The organism is [Phormidium] sp. LEGE 05292, assembly GCF_015207735.1.
Lineage (GTDB): Bacteria > Cyanobacteriota > Cyanobacteriia > Cyanobacteriales > Aerosakkonemataceae > Floridanema.
In genome coordinates this window covers 1-19,300 of sequence record NZ_JADEWG010000120.1, presented here as the reverse complement: position 1 = coordinate 19,300, position 19,300 = coordinate 1, and the positions used below count along the sequence as shown (strand labels likewise).

Genomic DNA, 19,300 nt, shown 5'->3' with positions numbered 1-19,300 from the left:
CAAAAACTCCAAAGCAGCTATTAAGCGTCAAGTAGTTGCGCTCGTCATGGTAGGTTATCGCAATGCTTCCTTGCTGGTATCCCGTCGCGGCATCTTGGATAAAGGTAAAACAACCAACTTGGGCATGGCTAGGATGGTTGAGCTAGTCATGGAACGCACGGCGGGACTAACATCCTCCCAATTAGTTCCGGCAATACTAGCAGCAGGAAATCATCCAAAACCGCAACATTTCCTCAAGTTAGTTAGTAGCAGTGAGCGATCGATCCGCGATACCGAGATAGAGAAGATAATATCTGCGGTAGAATCTGCCAGGGCAGAGTATGCAACCTCGCTTGCCTCATGGTTAAAGGAAGTGTTGCCATTCAGTAGTGAATTAGACGAAGCTATTGTCTGCGGTGGCACAGCAGATTATTTGCACGAAGAACTAGATGCTATATTTCCCGGTACACCTGTAGCGTGGCATGGCGGGGTAGAAGTTCCCACATCCATGAACGAACAATGGTTGGGTACTCGCTTGGCAGATGTATGGGCGCTGTCAGTTTACCACGCAGCCAAGGTGAAGGCACTGGCTAAGTTGCAAGAACAGGAAAAGGAGGCGGTGGTAAATGGCTAACCGAAAAAAAGATTTGACCTGGCGTTATCAACCACCTGTTGATTCAGATAAAGCAAAGTTACTCAGTTACATCCAAAATCAAAAGCTGCATCCAAATCAAGATAAGACAGCAATGATTATCAATGCCCTGACTTCATACTATATGCCAGTAGCATTGCACAGCGAGGGCAGTTATTCACAGGAAACTTTGGAATTGCTACTGCTAGATTCAGCGATGGCTTTTGCCAATCAACTCAAGTATTTATGTGCTGCATTAAATGTAGAACCGATGCGGGTAGGTAGCGTTTTGTGCAGTGCTTTTCCCATATCGAATTCAAACTACAACCAAACCAAAGTTTCAGATACAGCACGGAACGAAGATGCGGATGAATTGGATGATTTTGACCCGCAAGCTTGGAATTTGTCAGGAATCACAACCGATAGCGAAACTTTTGAATTTATTAATTAGGAGAAAAGTTGATGGCAAGAATACATTTGATTGATGGAGAAAAAGGTGGCGTTGGCAAATCATTATTTGCTCGCGTAATGGTGCAGTATTGCATTGAAAATAAAATAGAACACGCCTTAATAGATGCTGATATCACCAATCAAGATGTGAAGCGGTTCTATGACTATGCCGTTGATGCAGAATTTTCCGAAGCTCTTAATAAGGGAAATAAAGCTGACATTATTTTTGAGTTAGCTAGGGAAAAAGCAGTAATTGTAAACCTTCCGGCTAATGTATTTCCCTTGGTAAATAACTGGGTTACAAAGGGGAGACTGCTGGATGTGGCTGATAAGTATGGTGTTGATGTGTGCAAGTGGTTTATCTGCGATGGTGGATTTGAATCGATCGAGTTATTCTATCAATCAATGGAGAAATACAAAGACAAAATGCTGCACGTCTTTGTCCGAAATTTAGGAAAAACTGACGACTGGAGTTTTTTGGAAAGCGAATCTAAGTATCAAGAATTGAAAGATAAGTACAAAAAGACGTTGCAAGTTATTGATTTTCCTTTGCTATATCCAGGTGATAGATATTTCATTGACTCGAATAAATTCAAATTCAATGACCCTCAAATTGAAGAGAAGATGCCAATTATGTCCCAACAGCGATTGATGACATTTCTCGAAGATTCCTACTTGCAAATTGCGGTTACAGAACTATGGACACCGAATAAGCAACCTAAAAAAGCTGAGAAGGAAAAAGCAGTAACTTCTACTAAGTGAGCCAAATGTACCAAATCAACCCCATACGCGATACTGATGCGACTCTAAACTGTGATGTTACCCAGGATGGACAATATCTAGGACGGCTGTATGTATTCCCAACCACCAATCCCAACTTCATAGCAATGGGAATTGAGAAAGAGTGGTTTTTAGCTCATGCAGAAGGAGAGTTCGTCATTAGCGGTTACATTAATACTAATGGACAGTGGAGTTTGTCACCGCACCAAAGCTTGCAACTGTCAGAAGAATACACCACTCAATCTGCAATATTTGACCGAGTATTTAGCCCAGAGTACATTCAAGATGTACTGGCATCCAGCAATCTCGAACTGTCTTTGGCTGCAAAAGATATAGCGGTTGTAAATGATAGTAGTAACAACGGTAATGGAGAATCTGGTGAAGGTCAGCCAATGAAATTCGACAATAAATTAATGGTTGATTGGAATGCGGTAATTCCCCATCTTGATGTGTTAAGAGAATTGCTAGTTCATGAAGTTGAACAAGAAGCGTTTTCCGCTCAATTTGAAGAAGAGCAACCTAACGAGTTAGCGGTAGAAACTGAACGTCTTAAAGTTCAAGATACTTTAATTGACGCAGTTTTGGAAGAATACCAGAAACAAGAAACAACAGAATTTGTACTGCCACCTTTTGGCATTGTCACGGTACGCGCTCAAGAGGAATATTTTGTGCTGCGTTCTGAGAATGACGGACAGACAATACTGGTTGCTAGCTTAGATGGTGAAGTCATCGAAGAACTTTCTCGGACTGATGCTGCTAAGTTCGAGGAGGTTTTGAAGCAGTCGGAGATAGAAGCAACTAAGGGGCTTGATACGAATAGCAATCTAATCGGTCAAGAAAGTAAACAAATGCAGGATGTGGAATATGGTGATTAATTTTAAAGAAGGCGTACAAACCAGAAATGAAAATGTTTTGTTGCAGTTATTGGCAGATAAGGATGCTGAGTATCAAAAGCGGGTATTAGCAGTAGCAGTTGAATATGGTTTGAAGACAAACGACCCCCTGTTCCTAGTGATGTTAGCAACAGGACAATTGCAGGTAATTTTAGAAGATAAACCGCACGAACTGAGTGCTTTGTTTGATAGGTGGACTGAAGCTATCCACGACCAATTAGAAACAGCAAAGCGTACTGCTACTAAGGGTCAAGAAATCGAAATTCGCAAAATGGTAGACCGATTGATTGCTTATTGTTCTGCCAAAGAACGCAGTCGCCTTTCGTTGATGTTACCTGCTTTTGGGTTGTTTGTAGCGGCAATGGGATTGGGTTTTTTAGGCGGAATGGCAGTTCCAATTTGGTTACAAGGTGGTTATGCACCAGGACAAAAAATCACAATGGATGCAGCTGAAAGTTTACGCTGGGCGCAAAGTCCGCAAGGTCAATTGGCAAGGAATATTGTGAATTGGAATTCCGAAAGTTTAGCTAATTTGAATTGTACCAAATTAGCTGCTCAACAATCGTTGGTAGCTAAAGAAAAGGGAAAAGAAGCTGTGTCTCAATACTGTTTATTGCGAGTAAAACCAGTTCAATGAAGGAGTAGCTGTGATGAAAGGTGAAAGCAAATTGATGCGCGTATTGGGGAGAGTACAAGATATTTGCGGTTGGGTACTCGCAGTGAGCATGGCTATTTTGGCAATTGTGCTAATGTTTTTCTTGCCTCTGCGTGCTGTGTTGTTTGGGTTAATTGCGATCGGTGTTTGTCCGAGAGTCAATCTTCCTGATACTGTGAGAGTTGTGGTGGCAATTGTCGCTTTGATTGGTTTGAGTGTTTGAGTAAAATTAAAGGATTGTTAGCTTCAGAAGGTGTTGCTGTTACAAAGCATATTTCCTTTTATCCAAAATTAAACATAAAGAGACTTCTACCGAATTATTCGCAAAGAACTTTTCTTTTGCCCAAAGTTCAAAAAATAAACAATCAGAAAAGCAACAGGCTGTTAATCCCCAACTGACTAGCTTGCTTATATGCAATTATGGGCAACCAGAAGCGAGTGAATATCAACGCTTAATTAACTTATTGAATCCTCCAAAAGATAGACTTATTTTTTGTGACTTTTACAAAAAAATAAAATTAACAAAAAATCAGAAAAGTATAAAAAGTTAGAAAAAATTAAATGTATTAATTTCAGAAAATCGTTTATTTTAAATTAAAGCTCCTGAAAGTCAGAAATTACTCTCTGTGTCGGGTTGCTCTTCCAAAGCGAGACGGCTTGACAAACTCTCACTGTTAACTTAAGTAAAACGCTATCTCATAGCAAGTGCGTGTCAATGCTTCCTTTTTGTTGCGTTTTCTCACCGAGCCAGAAATCAACAGACTCTTCCTTTAAATGATATACACCGTATGCCCACTAGAAATAGCTTAACTCAACAGCTTTTATACTGGGAACAGCTTCTTAATAGCGAGCTCCCTGTATTAGAAATCCCATCAGATTATCCACGCTCTCGGCTTCAGTCATTCATTAGAGCAAAGGAATCGGTTGAGCTTAATGAAGAGTTCTGCTTAAAATTCGATAAATTTTGTCAGGATGAAAACTTTACTATTTTTACCACGCTCCTGGCTGCATTTAAAGTTCTTTTGCTTCGTTACACGGGACAGAAAGATATCATTGTAGGGTCTGTGTCTGCTGATAGTCTTCGTGACAAAGAGGGAACCAACCCGGAAACATTCATCAATCCAGTAGCTCTCAGGACAAATTTAACCTCAGAGCTAACGGCTAGAGAACTTTGCCAGCGGGTTGGTAACAAAGTTGAAGAAGCTGCACTCAATCGCGATTACCCGTTTGAGAAGTTGGTTGTAGCTTCCCAACAGCAAAATTTAACTCAAGCGCCGATTTTTCAAGTGATGTTGGTGCTGTGCGATGTACCGTTTTGCCTTTCAACTAAGCCGATTTGGTCAGAGAATCTGGCACAACAGGAACATAGCGCCTTGTGCGACCTAGTTGTTTTGGCTTCTAAGAAAGAAGGGAACTTAATCATAAGCGGTGAATACAACGCCTCTTTGTTTGAGTCAGCCTCGATTAGGCGAATGTTAGGGCATTTGCAGACCTTACTGGAAAACCTCATCGCCAATCCAGACCAGTGTATTTCTACCTTGCCGCTGCTGACAGAGCTAGAGCGACATCAGTTATTAGATTGGAACGATACTAAAACAGACTTTCCCTTTGATAAGTGTATCCACCAACTATTTGAAGAACAGGTGGAACTCACTCCCCAAGCAGTAGCTGTAGTTTATGAACAACAGCAGTTAACCTACCATCAGCTGAATCGAAAAGCTAATCAACTGGCGCACTATCTTCAAGGTTTGGGAGTCGGTCCAGAGGTACTTGTAGGTATCTGTATGGAACGCTCCCTAGAAATGCTTGTGGGACTGTTGGGTATCCTCAAAGCGGGTGGTGCTTATCTACCATTAGATCCAGTCTATCCCCAAAAGCGCATATCCTTGATGCTGGCAGATGCCCAAGTGTCAGTGATATTAACTCAAAGTAAATTACGGGGCATCCTTGAGGCTGGCGTAATTACACAGCCGAGTATAGTAGTTTGCATAGACAGCGACTGGCACTTCATTGACTCTAAAAGCGATGAAAACCCAGTCAGTGGAGTGACACCAGACAACTTAGCCTACACTATTTACACCTCTGGCTCCACAGGGAAACCTAAAGGAGTGCAAATTGAGCATCGGTCTGTGGTCAACTTTTTAACTTCCATGAGCCGTGAACCCGGCATGACCGCAGAAGACATAGTAGTGGCAGTTACTACCATATCCTTTGATATTGCTGGACTGGAAATTTATCTGCCCTTAAGCGTAGGAGCACAGATGGTGCTAGTCAGTCGCGAAGTGGCTACTAGTGGTGAGCAGCTAAAGGAACTATTAAGTCGCAGTGGTGCAACCATCATGCAAGCCACTCCCGCCACTTGGCAAATGCTGTTAGCTACAGGATGGCTTGGGAACAAACACCTAAAAATTCTCTGTGGTGGTGAAGCCCTCACACAAAAACTGGCATCTGAGTTGCTCAGTAGATGCTGTTCCCTGTGGAACTTGTACGGCCCCACCGAGACAACTATCTGGTCAACACTCTACAAAGTTGAGTCAACAGATGCTCCCATCCCGATTGGAAAACCAATTGCCAACACCCAGATCTATCTGCTAGACCCCAATTGGTGCAATCAGACAGACCCTGTAAAACCTGTACCTGTGGGTGTAGCTGGAGAAGTTTACATTGGAGGTATGGGTGTAGCTAGAGGCTATCTTAACAAACCTGATTTAACTGCGGAGAGATTTATTCGCGACCCTTTTAGTGGAAAACCAGGAACGCGCCTTTACAAAACTGGCGATTTAGCTCGCTACTTACTTGACGGTAATATTGAATTGATCGGGCGGAGCGACAGCCAAGTTAAAATTCGCGGTTTTCGGATTGAGCTTGGGGAAATTGAAGAAGCACTTTTGCAACATCCTGCGGTCAGAGAAGCAGTGGTTATTTCCCGCGAGGATGCAACAGGGGATAAACGCTTAGTGGCTTACGTGGTTTGTGAAGACCAGTCCCTAGAATCTCAGAGACAGGTGGCAGGCAAGCTCAGATCGGTATTACGAAGTTATTTGAAAGAACGTCTACCTGACTATATGCTGCCAGCAGCTTTTGTTGTACTCGATAAAATGCCTCTGACACCTAATGGAAAAGTAGACCGTCGTGTACTAAGAGCCCCAGAAATGTCTAGACCTGAGTTATCAACATCTCTAGTAATGCCCCAATCGGATGTTGAACAACTCATTGCTTCTGTTTGGCAAGAATTGCTGCAATTAGAAGGTGTGGGAATTCATGACAACTTTTTTGACTTAGGTGGTAATTCTCTACTCCTGAATCAGAGCGCTAATAAATTAGCAGAAATATTTGAAGTAAAACTGTCAATTGTAGAGCTGTTTCAATACCCCACTATATATACTTTGGCTCAACGCTTAAGTCAGACGGTAAGAAAATCTCCATCTGTCACTACCCACAAACCAAGCAGTAGAGTGATGCGTCAGTCTGACAAGAGCAGAGAATCAAATATCGCCATTATCGGTATGTCAGGCCGCTTTCCAGGAGCTAAGGATGTGGAGGCATTTTGGCAGAACCTGCTCCAGGGGGTAGAATCAATTTCCTTTTTTTCTAATGAGGAATTGTCCCAAAACGACCCGACGAAGCAACGTAATCCTAACTACATAAAAGCTGGCGCGGTTTTGCCAAATATCGAAGAGTTTGACCCTTCCTTCTTCGGTTACAGCGCTCTAGATGCCTCCATTATGGACCCGCAACAGCGGATTTTCTTAGAATGTGCCTGGGAAGCCCTTGAGAGTGCTGGCTACAATCCAGAAAATTATCAGGGGTTAATCGGAGTTTATGCTGGATCGGGTATGAATACTTACCTGATTAATAACGTTCATCCCAACCGGGGCTTCCCTGTCGATCGCACATTCTTAGAATCAGCCAGCGATTTACAAGTTCGCTTTAGCAATGAGAAAGATTATCTGCCTACACGAGTTTCTTACAAACTGAATTTAACTGGACCTTCTGTTAATATTCAAACGGCTTGTTCAACTGCACTGGTAGCCGTTCACATGGCGTGCCAGAGTTTGCTCAATGGTGAATGCGATATGGCTCTAGCAGGAGGCATTGCCGTCAGCGTTCCCCAAAAGGCGGGGTATCTGTACCAAGAGGACATGATTTGGTCTGCCGATGGACACTGTCGAGCCTTTGATGCCAAAGCCAGTGGAACTGTGTTCGGCAACGGAGGTGGAATTGTTGTCTTGAAGTTGCTAGAGGCGGCGATCGCTGATGGAGACTGCATCCATGCTGTGATCAAAGGGTCAGCGATTAACAACGATGGTGCAGCGAAGGTGGGTTATACAGCTCCTAGTGTGGAGGGACAAGCCGCTGTAATTTCAGAGGCTCTGGCGATCGCACAAATTGACCCAAGCACAGTCACCTACGTAGAAACCCACGGAACGGCTACCCGTCTGGGAGACCCCATTGAAATTGCCGCGCTAACTCAAGCCTTTCGCCAGAGTACCGAGAAAAACAGTTTTTGTGCGATTGGCTCGGTCAAAACCAATATCGGACATATCGCGGAAGCGGCTGGTATCGCAGGTTTGATTAAGACCGTGCTTGCACTCAAACATAAAGCAATACCACCTAGTCTGCACTTTAGTCAACCCAATCCCAATATTGATTTTGCCAACAGCCCCTTTTACGTTAATACGACACTATCTGAATGGAAAGCGAATGGGACTCCAAGACGTGCTGGAGTGAGTGCTTTTGGTATAGGGGGAACCAATTGTCATGTAATTTTGGAAGAAGCACCCTCAGAAATTCAAAATTCAAAATGGACTGCGTCCCGCTGCGCTAACAAAATTCAAAAGGAAGATGCAATTGAACGTCCCTTGCATTTGCTGTGTTTGTCGGCAAAGACACCCCTAGCTCTCGATGAGTTGAGAAAGCGTTATGAAGTTTATCTGAAGTCCCATCCAGATGCCTCTTTGGCAGATATTTGTTTTACAGCTAACACAGGACGCAAGCACTTTAACCATCGATTGGCAGTCACGGCTTTCTCTGTTGAGCAGCTTGGCTCTCAACTACAGGCTTTTGGACAACAGACGACTCCTGCATCGAATGGTGCAACGAACAGTCCCCTACCAACAGAATCGGAAAACGTAATCTCGTCAGTCGGTGCGCGATTCGCAATCGCACCAGCGGCTCAAAAAGAGCGCATCGCCTTCTTGTTCACGGGTCAGGGGTCGCAGTATGTGGGCATGGGTTGGCAGCTCTACGAAACCCAACCCACCTTTCGCACTGCTCTAGACAATTGCGATCAAATTTTGCGTCCTTATTTGGACAAACCCCTACTGGAGGTACTTTATCCCTCTCAAGAAGCGGAGAATCTTTCACAGACCAAATCCCCCATTGACGAGACTGCCTATACCCAACCTGCCTTATTCGCCCTGGAATATGCTCTGTTTGAGTTGTGGAAATCCTGGGGCATAGAACCCGATGTGGTCATGGGTCATAGTGTCGGGGAATATGTGGCTGCCACTGTAGCAGGAGTTTTTAGCTTAGAAGATGGCTTGAAATTAATCGCCGCACGGGGGCGGTTAATGCAAGCCCTGCCTCAGCAGGGGGAGATGGTAGCGCTGTTAACCGATGAAGCGCAGGCACGAGCAGCCATTCAACCTTATGCTACTGAGGTCTCAATTGCTGCCATTAACGGACCCCAAAGCCTTGTTATTTCCGGACGGCGCGAGGCAATTAACACTCTCTGTGCCGACTTGGAAGCGGCTGGAGTCAAGACAAAGAAATTAAACGTCTCCTATGCTTTCCATTCTCCACTGATTGAGCCGATGGTGGCCCAATTTGAGCAACTGGCTCGACAAGTAAAATTTGCTGCACCCCAAGGGAAACTGATTTCCAATCTGACAGGGGAGTTGGTAACTTCTGAAATTGCCACTCCCCAGTATTGGTGTCGTCACCTGAGAGAGCCAGTTCGATTTGCCCCCAGTATGGAAACCCTACAGCAGCTAGGGGTAGAGGTGTTCGTAGAAATCGGGCCAAAACCTACCTTGTTGGGAATGGGTCGTGCCTGCATCAGAGAAAATAACCAACTGTGGTTGCCTTCTCTACGCCCAGGACAAGAGGATTGGCAGCAGCTACTAAGTAGTTTGGCACAATTATACGTGCGTGGAGTCCCAGTCAACTGGTTGGGCTTTGACCAGGACTATAAAAGGCATCGCCTGCAACTACCCACCTATCCTTGGCAGCGACAGCGCTATTGGGTAGAGGCGACGGCTTTTGAAAACAAACGAAAAGCCCTTACCCATCTTAAGAGTTTAAATAGCCAAAGCCAGAATCCCTTGCTGGGTCAACAGTTAGACTTACCAGGAACAGCCGAGATTCGGTTCCAGTCGCAAATTAGCCAGAACTTCCCAACTTGGGTGAAAGAGCATCGCATTGATGAGACAGCGATTTTGCCAGGAACGGCTTACTTAGAAATGGCTTTGGCTGCTGGGGCAATTGTTGCCAAGTCCAAGAATCTTTGTTTGCAGGATGTGGTCATAGCCAAAGCGCTGATGCTACCCAAGGATGAAGTCAAGACTATTCAAGTAATTTTGAGCCCAAAGGAATCTGATATCTATTCCTTTGAGATATATGGTCTGACATCCCCGGCAGATGAAAATAATGGGAAAACATCTTGGACGCTCCAGGCATCAGGCAAATTACTGATTAACGAAAAAGAATCGTTAGCACAGCCAGTAGATTTAGCTGCCTTACAACAGCGATGCACCCAAGAGATTCCCCCGGAAAGCTTGTATCGACGGTTTCAACAGCAGGGAATGGATTACGGTTCCAGCTTCCAGGGACTTGAACAAATCTGGCGGCATGAACGAGAAGCTCTTTGCAAGATAGGGCTGCCGTCAGAATTAGTCTCAGAAGTAGGGGAATACCAGCTACACCCAGTGTTGTTAAACACCTGCTTACAAGTTTTAGAAGCAATTTCCCCTGATGAAAGCCAACAAAAGACTTATGTACCAGTCGGCTTAGAGGGCCTACGCCTTTGGGGACGTCCTGGGAGTCGCCTGTGGTGCCATGCCCAGTGGCGCAAAAGAGAAGACTCCTTTAACCAGAGCCCAATCGCCGATTTTCGCTTGTTTGCCCCATCTGGAGAGCTAATTGCAGACATAGAAGGGTTGCAAGTTAAGTACGTCCCGCGTGAAGCCCTCTTAAGCAGTTCACAGGAATCATCGGATAATTGGTGTTATGAGGTAGAGTGGCGTCTTAAAGAACGTCAGGGTCTTTCACCCGACTCTATGCCTGCTCCCTCAACACCTCGCCCCAAGTCGAAAAACTGGCTGCTGATGGCTGATAGTCAAGGGTTCACTCAGCAATTGGCTGTACTGCTGCGCTCCCTTGGAGAGGTTTGTACTCTAGTTTTTCCAGGCAAGGAGTACCAACAGATAGCCGAGCAAGAATTCAGGATAGACCCAGCCAGTCCAGAACACTTTGGGCGGATACTGGAGGATGTACCTAACTTGACGGGTGTGATACACGGCTGGAGTTTAGATGCACCCCAAGCCCTAACAGCAGCCGACTTAGAGGTAGCTGCATTGAAAGGCTGCGGTAGTACGTTGCATTTAGTCCAAGCGATCGCCACAAAATCTGCTGAACCGCCACGGCTGTGGTTAGTGACCCGAGGGGCGCAAGCGGTAGGAGTAGCGTCGGGTGTGCCGGGATTAGCTCAATCTCCCTTATGGGGCATGGGGAAAGCCATTATGCTGGAACACCCCGAACTCAACTGCACTTTAGTGGATTTAGACCCTCAAGCAACGGGGGATGAGGCAGGCAAAACCTTGTTGGCGGAAATCTCGTCAGGTGATACAGAAAACCTTGTCGCTTTTCGCTCACTCGCTCGTTATGTACCCAGACTCGTGCGCCGTCGCCAGCTCCACAGCAGGATGGCACAAGAGCATCTCACGTTTCGTAGCGATCGCAGCTATTTGATTACCGGCGGCTTGGGAGGTGTGGGTTTAAAAGTGGCTCGATTTCTGGTGGAACGTGGGGTCCGGCACGTAGTGCTGGTAGGGCGCTCCCAGCCAAGCGAAGAAGTCAACAGTCAGTTAAGGGAGCTAGAACACTCTGGGGCGCAGGTGGTCGTAGCCCAAGCCGATGTGTCTGACGCTTTTCAACTGACCCAACTGCTGACCTCACGAGAGCTATCCTCACCGCCACTGCGAGGGATTATTCATGCTGCTGGTGTTTTCGATGAAGGGTTACTGCAACAGCAACACTTGGAACAGTTTATGCGAGTAATGGCTCCGAAAGTACAAGGAGCGTGGAATTTACACACCTTAACCCGTAACCAGTCTTTAGACTTCTTCGTGCTGTTCTCTTCCGCTTCCTCCTTATTCGGTGGTGTGAATCTAGCCCACTATGCTGCGGCCAATGCTTTTCTGGATGCTTTAGCCTCTTATCGTCGCTCGCAAGGACTACCTACCTCCAGTATCAACTGGGGAGTTTGGGGCGAAGTAGGAATGGCAGCGAGAAACCAACAAACAGAACGGCTTAATCGGATCGGAATGGAAAGTGTAGCTCCTCATGGATTGCAGGTACTGGAGCAGTTGTTAATAGAGCAACCTGTCCAAGTAGGGGTTATGTCTATCAACTGGTCGCGTTTCCTAACAGGACAATTGGCAAAAATGCCTTTTTTAGAGGATTTCAGCGTCGAAAGTCAGGGATTGCGCTCTCAGTTTACAGAAGGGAGGTGGGAGAACCAAGGAGATTCACTCCGCAATGCCCTTGTGTCTGCGACGTCAGTAGAACGTCAACAGCTATTGGAGTCTCGCCTTAGAGAACAAGTAGCTCGAGTACAGGGATTTTCTGCCGCCAAGCTGGACATGCAACAGTCGCTAGCCAATTTGGGACTAGACTCTTTAATGGCAATCGAGTTGAGGAATTGGATCAATAACGAGATGGGGGTGAAGTTGCCGGTAATCAAAATCATGGAGGGTGCGAGCATTGCCCAACTAGTAGAGCTAATGCTCTCACAATTAGCCTTGGCGGGGATAATCACCAACGCGTCCCCATCTACTGAACTCGGTGAGGACATGGAGGAAATCATTCTGTGAAGCTTAATCAATTTGTAGCTGAACTGACCGAGCGGGGCGTCAAGTTGTGGGCTGAGGGTGACCAGTTGCGCGTTCGTGCTGCCAAGGGAGTACTAACACCAGAGCTACGTGACGAGCTAGCATTGCATAAGGCAGAACTTGTAAAGTTGCTGCACAATAACAACGCTACCCAACGTGATGCTGACCTACCCCTTCTAAGGGTTTCGCGAACTGGTAACTTACCTGTGTCTTTTGCCCAAGAAGGACTGTGGTTCTTGAGCCAGTTGGAGCCAACTAACCCCTTCTACAACGAAGTACTAGCTCTGCGACTTCAGGGTACTCTGAACGTCGTCGCGTTAGAGAAAAGCCTTAACAAGATTATTCAACGCCACGAAATCTTACGTACCAACTTCGCAACGGTTGAAGGGCAACCCGTTCAGGTTATCGCTACTAGCTTGACCTTGAGTGTGCCCGTAGTAGATTTGGGTGAGCTACCTGATTGTGAAAGAGAAATTGCTTGGGGGCTAAAAGCAAGGGCACAAGTCCAACAACCCTTTGACCTCAGTAGCTCTGGGTTAATCCAAGCTTCTGTGCTTCAGCTAACACAGACAGAACATATCTTGCTACTAACAATACACCACATTGTCTGGGATGCTCCTTCAGAGGGCGTATTAGTCAAGGAGTTAGCAGCCCTCTACACAGCCTACTGCAATGACTTGCTTCGAGAGCTACCAGAACTACCCATTCAGTATGCAGACTTTGCAGTTTGGCAGCGCCAGTGGTTACAGGGAGACGTACTGGAGTCTCAACTCGCTTATTGGAAGCAACAACTTTCTGGTGCGCCAGCTTTATTGGAACTGCCAACTGACCGAGTGCGACCTTTAACTCAAACGTTCCAGGGGGCGTGTTACCGACAAGCACTCTCAAAAGAACTAACAGAGGCAATGATTATTTCAAGCCAGCGTCTTGGAGTTACTCTGTTTATGACGCTGTTGGCGGCACTTCAAACGTTGCTTTACCGTTATACGGGGCAAAGCGATATCTGCGTGGGCACGCCCTACGCAGGCCGCGAGCGCCCTGAAATTGAGGGATTGATTGGATTGTTCGTCAATACGCTGGTGCTGCGGACTGATATATCGGGTAATCCGAGTTTTGAGGAGCTACTGTTTCGAGTCCGGGAAGTGGCGTTGGGAGCATACGCTCATACTGACCTACCGTTTGAAAAGTTAGTAGAACAATTGCAGCCAGTGCGTTCCTTAAGCTATACGCCGCTGTGCCAAGTGATGTTTGCGCTGTTCCCACCCAGGCCCCAGATAGACTTGGAAGGTTTAACGGGGAGTCCAGTAGCGGTAGAAACGGCTACGGCGAAGTTTGATTTGAATTTAGCTTTCTTTAACACCGACAAGGGACTAATCGGGCACTGGAAATACAATACTGACCTGTTTGATGCCAGTACGATCGCACGAATGGCCGGACATTTCCAGACGTTACTGGAGGGAATTGTAGCTAATCCTCAACAGAAGGTTTCCTCTGTGCCTCTGTTCACTATTCAAGAGCGGCACCAGCTACTGATAGAGTGGAACAACACCACAAAAGTGTTTCCTTTCGATAAGTGTATCCACCAGTTGTTTGAGGAGCAGGTAAAGAGATCGCCTGATACAGAAGCGGTGGTTTTTGAAGGCAAGCAGCTAACTTACCTCCAGCTAAACCAACGAGCAAACCAACTGGCACATTACTTGAGAACTCTCGGTGTGGGACCAGAAGTGCTAGTGGGCATTTGTGTAGAGCGCTCTCTAGAGATGGTAGTTAGCCTGCTGGGCATCCTCAAAGCAGGTGGAGCCTACTTACCCCTCGATCCAGCATTACCTCAAGAAAGTTTAGCCTTCCGATTGATTGATGCTCAAGTCCCGATCCTGTTGACGCATCATGGACTCCTTGTGCGTGAAGAAGCTAAAGTGCAGACTATGTTGTACTTGGACGCAGACTGGGAACTAATTGCCCAAGAATCCTCTGCGAATCCTAACAGCGAAGTGATACCGGAAAACTTAGCCTACGTCCTCTATACCTCGGGTTCTACAGGTCAACCTAAAGGCGTTGCGATCGAGCATCGGCAAATCCTGAACTACCTGCACGCTATCTTAGACAAACTGCAACTGCCAACTGGTGCCAGTTTCGCAAACGTTTCCACCTTCGCCGCCGACTTAGGCAACACCGTAATTTTCCCAGCCTTGTGTACGGGGGGATGTCTACATATCATATCCCAAGAGCGAGCCACCGACCCCAAAGCCTTAGCAGAGTACTTTGGGCACCATCCTATTGACTGTCTCAAAATTGTCCCCACCCACCTCGCTTCTCTCTTGACATCCAAGGCGTCCAACTCTATAATTCCGCGCCAATGTCTAGTCTTAGGTGGTGAAGCAGCAAGCTGGGATTTAATTGAAACAATCCAGCAAGAAGCCCCGAACTGTCGAATTCTCAACCACTATGGACCGACAGAAACCACTGTCGGCGTACTTACCTATCCTGTGAGTAGCAAGCAAGCCAGTGATAACTCAAAAACTGTTCCTATCGGTCGTCCGATCGCCAACACACAAGTTTATATTCTCGACCGCCATCAGCAACCAGTTCCCATCGGTGTACCGGGTGAACTACACATTGGCGGTGCTTCCTTAGCGCGAGGCTACCTTAATCGCCCGGACTTGACGGCTGAAAAATTTATTAACCCATTTAATGATAAAATCAATACCCGCCTTTACAAAACTGGCGACCTGGTTCGCTACCTAAGTGACGGTAACATCGAATTCCTCGGTCGGTTGGATCGTCAAGTGAAGATTCGCGGCTTCCGTATCGAACTGAGCGAGGTTGAGACAGCGATCGCACAGCACCCAGCCGTGCGAGAAACAGTGGTCGTGGCACGAGAAGATATTCCAGGTCACAAATATCTGGCAGCCTACATTGTCTGTAACCAAAAAGAAGCTCTCACCAGCAGTACTTTACGCGATTTTCTCAAGGAGAAACTACCTAGTTATATGGTGCCTGGAGCATTTGTAATGTTGAATGCCCTGCCACTAACACCTAATGGCAAGGTGGATCATCAAGCTCTACCAATACCTGATACAGCAAGTCAAGAACTAGAAACAACTTTTGTAGCAGCCCGGACTTGGCAAGAAGAACTACTAGCCCGAATTTGGTGTGAGGTTTTGCACCTCCAACAGGTAAGCATCCACGACAACTTCTTTGAACTAGGCGGGGATTCCATTCTCAGCATTCTAATTATTGCTAAAGCCAAACAAGCAGGGCTACAACTTACTCCTAAGCAAATATTTCAGCATCAAACAATTGCTGAATTAGCAGCCGTAGGAAGTACAACTGGGACTAGAAAAGCAGAACAAGGTCCAGTAACTGGGTCATTACCACTCACCCCCATCCAGCACTGGTTCTTTGCCAAAAATCTACCAGAAACTCATCATTATAACCAAGCCTTTCTGCTCTTGGTACCACCAACTCTCAACCCCACCCTGTTGCAGCAAGCCGTACAACAATTATTAGTGCATCACGATGCCCTGCGCTTGCGTTTTACTAAATCTGAAGAAGGTTGGCAACAATTCAACGCCTTACCGGATGAAGCTGTACCTTTCTCCCTAGTAGATTTATCTGCACTACCCGAAACCGAACAAGCATCTGCAATTGAAACTACATCTACCCAACTGCAAGCCAGCTTGAACCTCTCTTGTGGACCACTCGTGCGGGTTGCTCTTTACAATTTAGGAACTGGCAAACCTTCCCGCCTGCTGCTAATCATCCACCATTTGGCAGTCGATGGTGTTTCTTGGCGAATTTTACTAGAAAACCTACAAACAGCTTACCAACAGCTTGAATCCGGCCGTTCAATTCAGCTTCCTGCCAAGACAACCTCTTTCAAACACTGGGCTTTCAAACTGACGGAGTACGCACGTTCTTCCGTCGCCAAAAAAGAACTAACCTATTGGCAAAGCCTTTCACGCACGCAGATCGCCCGTCTGCCGTTAGACTGTTCAGAGGGCGCCAATACGGAAGCATCAGCCCACACTGTGTCAGTGTCGCTTAATATTGAAGAAACCCGCGCCTTACTACAGGAAGTTCCAAAAGCTTACGGTACCCAAATTAACGATGTACTGCTAACCGCATTAGTGCAGGTATTAGCTGCTTGGAGCGGGTCTAACTCTGTGCTAGTTGAACTAGAAGGTCACGGACGAGAAGAAATTTTATCAGACGTGGACTTATCCCGAACAGTCGGTTGGTTTACAACAAGATTCCCCGTGCTTCTACAGTACAAAGCAACAAACAACCCAGGAGACGTTATAAAGTTTATCAAAGAGCAACTAGGCGCCGTACCGAACCGAGGCATCGGCTACGGTTTGCTACGCTACCTAAGTGGAGATGCAGAAATTACCTCAATACTGCAAACGCTGCCAATGGCTGAGGTAAGTTTTAACTACCTGGGGCAATTCGATTGGGGAATGCAAGCAGATTCTCTGTTTAAACTAGCTCCTGAGTCAGTCGGACCAGAAGGCAGCCTACTTGGACACCGCAGTTATTTGCTGGATATTAACGGCATCGTAGTAGAAGGTCAGTTACAACTGACATGGACATACAGCGAAAACTTTCACTACTCTACCACAATTGAGAGTCTAGCCCAAGATTATGCTTGTGCACTGCGATCGCTGATTGCCCATTGTTTATCTCCCTCTGCAAGAAGCTATACACCTGATGTATCTGAACAAACTATTCACAGCGAGGCTCAACACATCAATAGTTACCAGCGTGAGGAAGATAACGCGACTGTTCCCCTACATTTATTAGAACTACCAGAGAATATCTCTGAACTACTGCCGGACGATACCGAGGCGGCATACCCTCTTGCCAAAATGCAGGAGTTTATGTTGTATCATTACAAAAATGACCCTCAAAAAATGGGGGTTTATCATGGCCAGAAATCCTACGATATATATGATGAAAGTCTCGATTTGAATGCCTTTAAGAAAGCGCTAGAAATTTTAGTTCAAAAACATCCAGTTTTGCGAACTGTATTCATCACTTCTAACGAAACCCCAGTGGTTCAGGTAGTCAAAAAGAGTTTGAGTTTTTCAATCAGTGAGCAAGACATTAGCCACATCAAATCAGACGAACAAGAAAATTACATTGATGTGGTTATGAAGCAAGATCGGCAAAATTTGTTCAACATTGAAAATCCCAATGAGCCACTTTTTCGCTTTGGGATTTTTCGGAAAGCTAAGAACAAATTTGAATTTCTGATGTCAGTTCATCATGCCATTGCCGATGGGTGGGGCAGTAGTGAATTTCTTAATCAACTGTACGAGTTATATTTAAATCTCAAGAAAGGAGAAGAAATAACAGTAATCCCTGATGCCAATGTGTACAAAGAATTTGTCGCTTTGGAAAAAGAAATTCTTGACTCACAAGATGCAGCGGATTTTTGGAGGCTTCAGTTGAAAAACTATGTCTATAAACCCTTGAAGCCGTGTCAAGCTTCAGTTGATGAAGGAGAAGCTGTTGCCTGTGAGCATATATTCAACTCAGAAATAATTTCTGATTTACAGAAATTATGCAGAAAATTGAAAGTTTCACCAAAAGCCATTTTTTTGAGTACCTACTTAGACCTTATTGGTACTCTGATGAAAGAAAAGACGCTTTGTGTAGGAACCGTCTCAAATGGTCGGACAGAAAGATTATCTGACCCGTTTGGAGCATTGGGCTTATTTTGGAATATGGTTCCGTTTTGTCAATCAATTAGCTCTGATAAAGGTGTACAAATAAAAAATGTACAACAATCATTAATTGATATGGAACCCTATGTTAGGTATCCACTTCTCCAAATTTTGGCTGACCAAGAGAAAACGGAGTTATTTTTCGCTACGTTTAATTTCGTGCATTTCCATAATGCCAAAAATAGCTTGGTTCACACTGGTTTGAAGGTATACGGGAGAAGGTTCTATGACCTGTATAACTTTCCTTTAAATTGTACGATGGAAATGTTACCATTTGAAGGAAATGCAATTCTATATATAAAATACGATAAAACGTATTTTAGTCGCCAAGAAATCTGTTCAATGATTCAGAATTACATTGAAATGTTAAAAGAAAGAATTGAGGAGTCATAATTAAACTATACCCTTTTAGCTCGATTTTATCCATTTGTGATTACCCTAAGAAGAAAAGCTGAAACTCTTACGGAAGGGATCAGGACTTTCTAAACGTCGCGCTATATTTTCAACATTGGAAAAAGCGCTGCTTATAATCACGAAAAACCGTTGAGAATTGGTAGCTAACCAAAATGATTTGGATAAAGTCGAGCTAAGTGGAGACTCTTGGGGTAACTAACAACCTCCTTCATTTGACCAAAGAAGCTCAATCATTATGAAAATAGGAATTCTCGACTCGAATCACAATCTACCCTTATTAGTAGAACCTGACACAGAACGCGAATCGTCTAATCTTGACAATTTCCTTTCATGGTACAGAGATAATAGTGAACTTGGCCCAGAAATAGCGAAGCTGACACCAGCCGCAAAGTAGCAAGTGAAACCCATGCCTGGTAAGGGTTTGAGAGGATATTTCTTTCTCGGTCAAGAAGCCACCGGGTCAATCAACAATCGCTCATCCAAATCCAAACGGAAAGTCCCATAAGGATTAATATGCCCCCAAGTCAGCGGAGTGAGAGCGCGAAAATCATCTCTGTGCATCAACTTTAACCAATCTTTTTCCGACAAAATTCGCTGCATCATCAACGTATTGATATACACCAAACAAATTTGCAACAAATGCAAAGACAATACCG

9 protein-coding genes and 1 pseudogene are annotated in these 19,300 nt (G+C 45.3%); 9 read left to right on the top strand and 1 reads right to left on the bottom strand.

The window, feature by feature from the left end:
• The 9 genes and pseudogenes from IQ264_RS24610 to IQ264_RS24570 form a co-directional block, all read left to right on the top strand.
• A pseudogene (locus tag IQ264_RS24610) lies at positions 1 to 613 on the top strand (hypothetical protein); the annotation flags it as partial.
• On the top strand, positions 606 to 1,061 hold the full coding sequence (locus IQ264_RS24605; protein ID WP_193983823.1) for a hypothetical protein: 456 nt from the start codon (positions 606 to 608) through the stop codon (positions 1,059 to 1,061). The pseudogene IQ264_RS24610 and the gene IQ264_RS24605, both read left to right, overlap by 8 nt.
• Positions 1,062 to 1,072: 11 nt before the next feature.
• Positions 1,073 to 1,822 carry a mobilization protein MobD-like protein gene (locus tag IQ264_RS24600; protein WP_193983821.1) on the top strand — a complete coding sequence of 250 codons (750 nt, stop codon included), beginning with the start codon at positions 1,073 to 1,075 and terminating at the stop codon, positions 1,820 to 1,822.
• A 5-nt stretch (positions 1,823 to 1,827) separates the two neighbouring features.
• A complete protein-coding gene (locus tag IQ264_RS24595; RefSeq protein WP_193983819.1) occupies positions 1,828 to 2,715 on the top strand; it encodes a hypothetical protein in 888 nt (295 codons plus the stop codon).
• Positions 2,705 to 3,370: a DUF6753 family protein gene (locus IQ264_RS24590; protein WP_193983817.1), complete on the top strand. Its 666-nt coding sequence runs from the start codon at positions 2,705 to 2,707 to the stop codon at positions 3,368 to 3,370. Before IQ264_RS24595 ends, IQ264_RS24590 begins: the two co-directional genes overlap by 11 nt.
• 13 nt (positions 3,371 to 3,383) lie before the next feature.
• Complete coding sequence (locus IQ264_RS24585) at positions 3,384 to 3,611, top strand: hypothetical protein (RefSeq protein WP_193983815.1); 228 nt, start codon at positions 3,384 to 3,386, stop codon at positions 3,609 to 3,611.
• Between the two features lie 565 nt (positions 3,612 to 4,176).
• The gene (locus IQ264_RS24580; RefSeq protein WP_193983813.1) at positions 4,177 to 12,483 is read left to right on the top strand and encodes a non-ribosomal peptide synthetase/type I polyketide synthase; all 8,307 of its coding nucleotides are present in this window, start codon (positions 4,177 to 4,179) and stop codon (positions 12,481 to 12,483) included.
• Entirely contained in the window at positions 12,480 to 18,623 is a 6,144-nt protein-coding gene (locus IQ264_RS33760; RefSeq protein WP_193983811.1) for a non-ribosomal peptide synthetase, read from the top strand. The genes IQ264_RS24580 and IQ264_RS33760 overlap by 4 nt, the downstream gene beginning before the upstream one ends.
• 256 nt (positions 18,624 to 18,879) lie before the next feature.
• Positions 18,880 to 19,038, top strand: coding sequence for a hypothetical protein (locus IQ264_RS24570; protein WP_193983809.1), 159 nt, complete (start codon positions 18,880 to 18,882; stop codon positions 19,036 to 19,038).
• A gap of 50 nt (positions 19,039 to 19,088) precedes the next feature.
• Here IQ264_RS24570 and IQ264_RS24565 read toward each other — a convergent pair.
• Positions 19,089 to 19,300 (bottom strand): Tn3 family transposase (locus IQ264_RS24565; protein ID WP_193983807.1); only part of this gene is annotated, 212 nt, incomplete at its 5' end.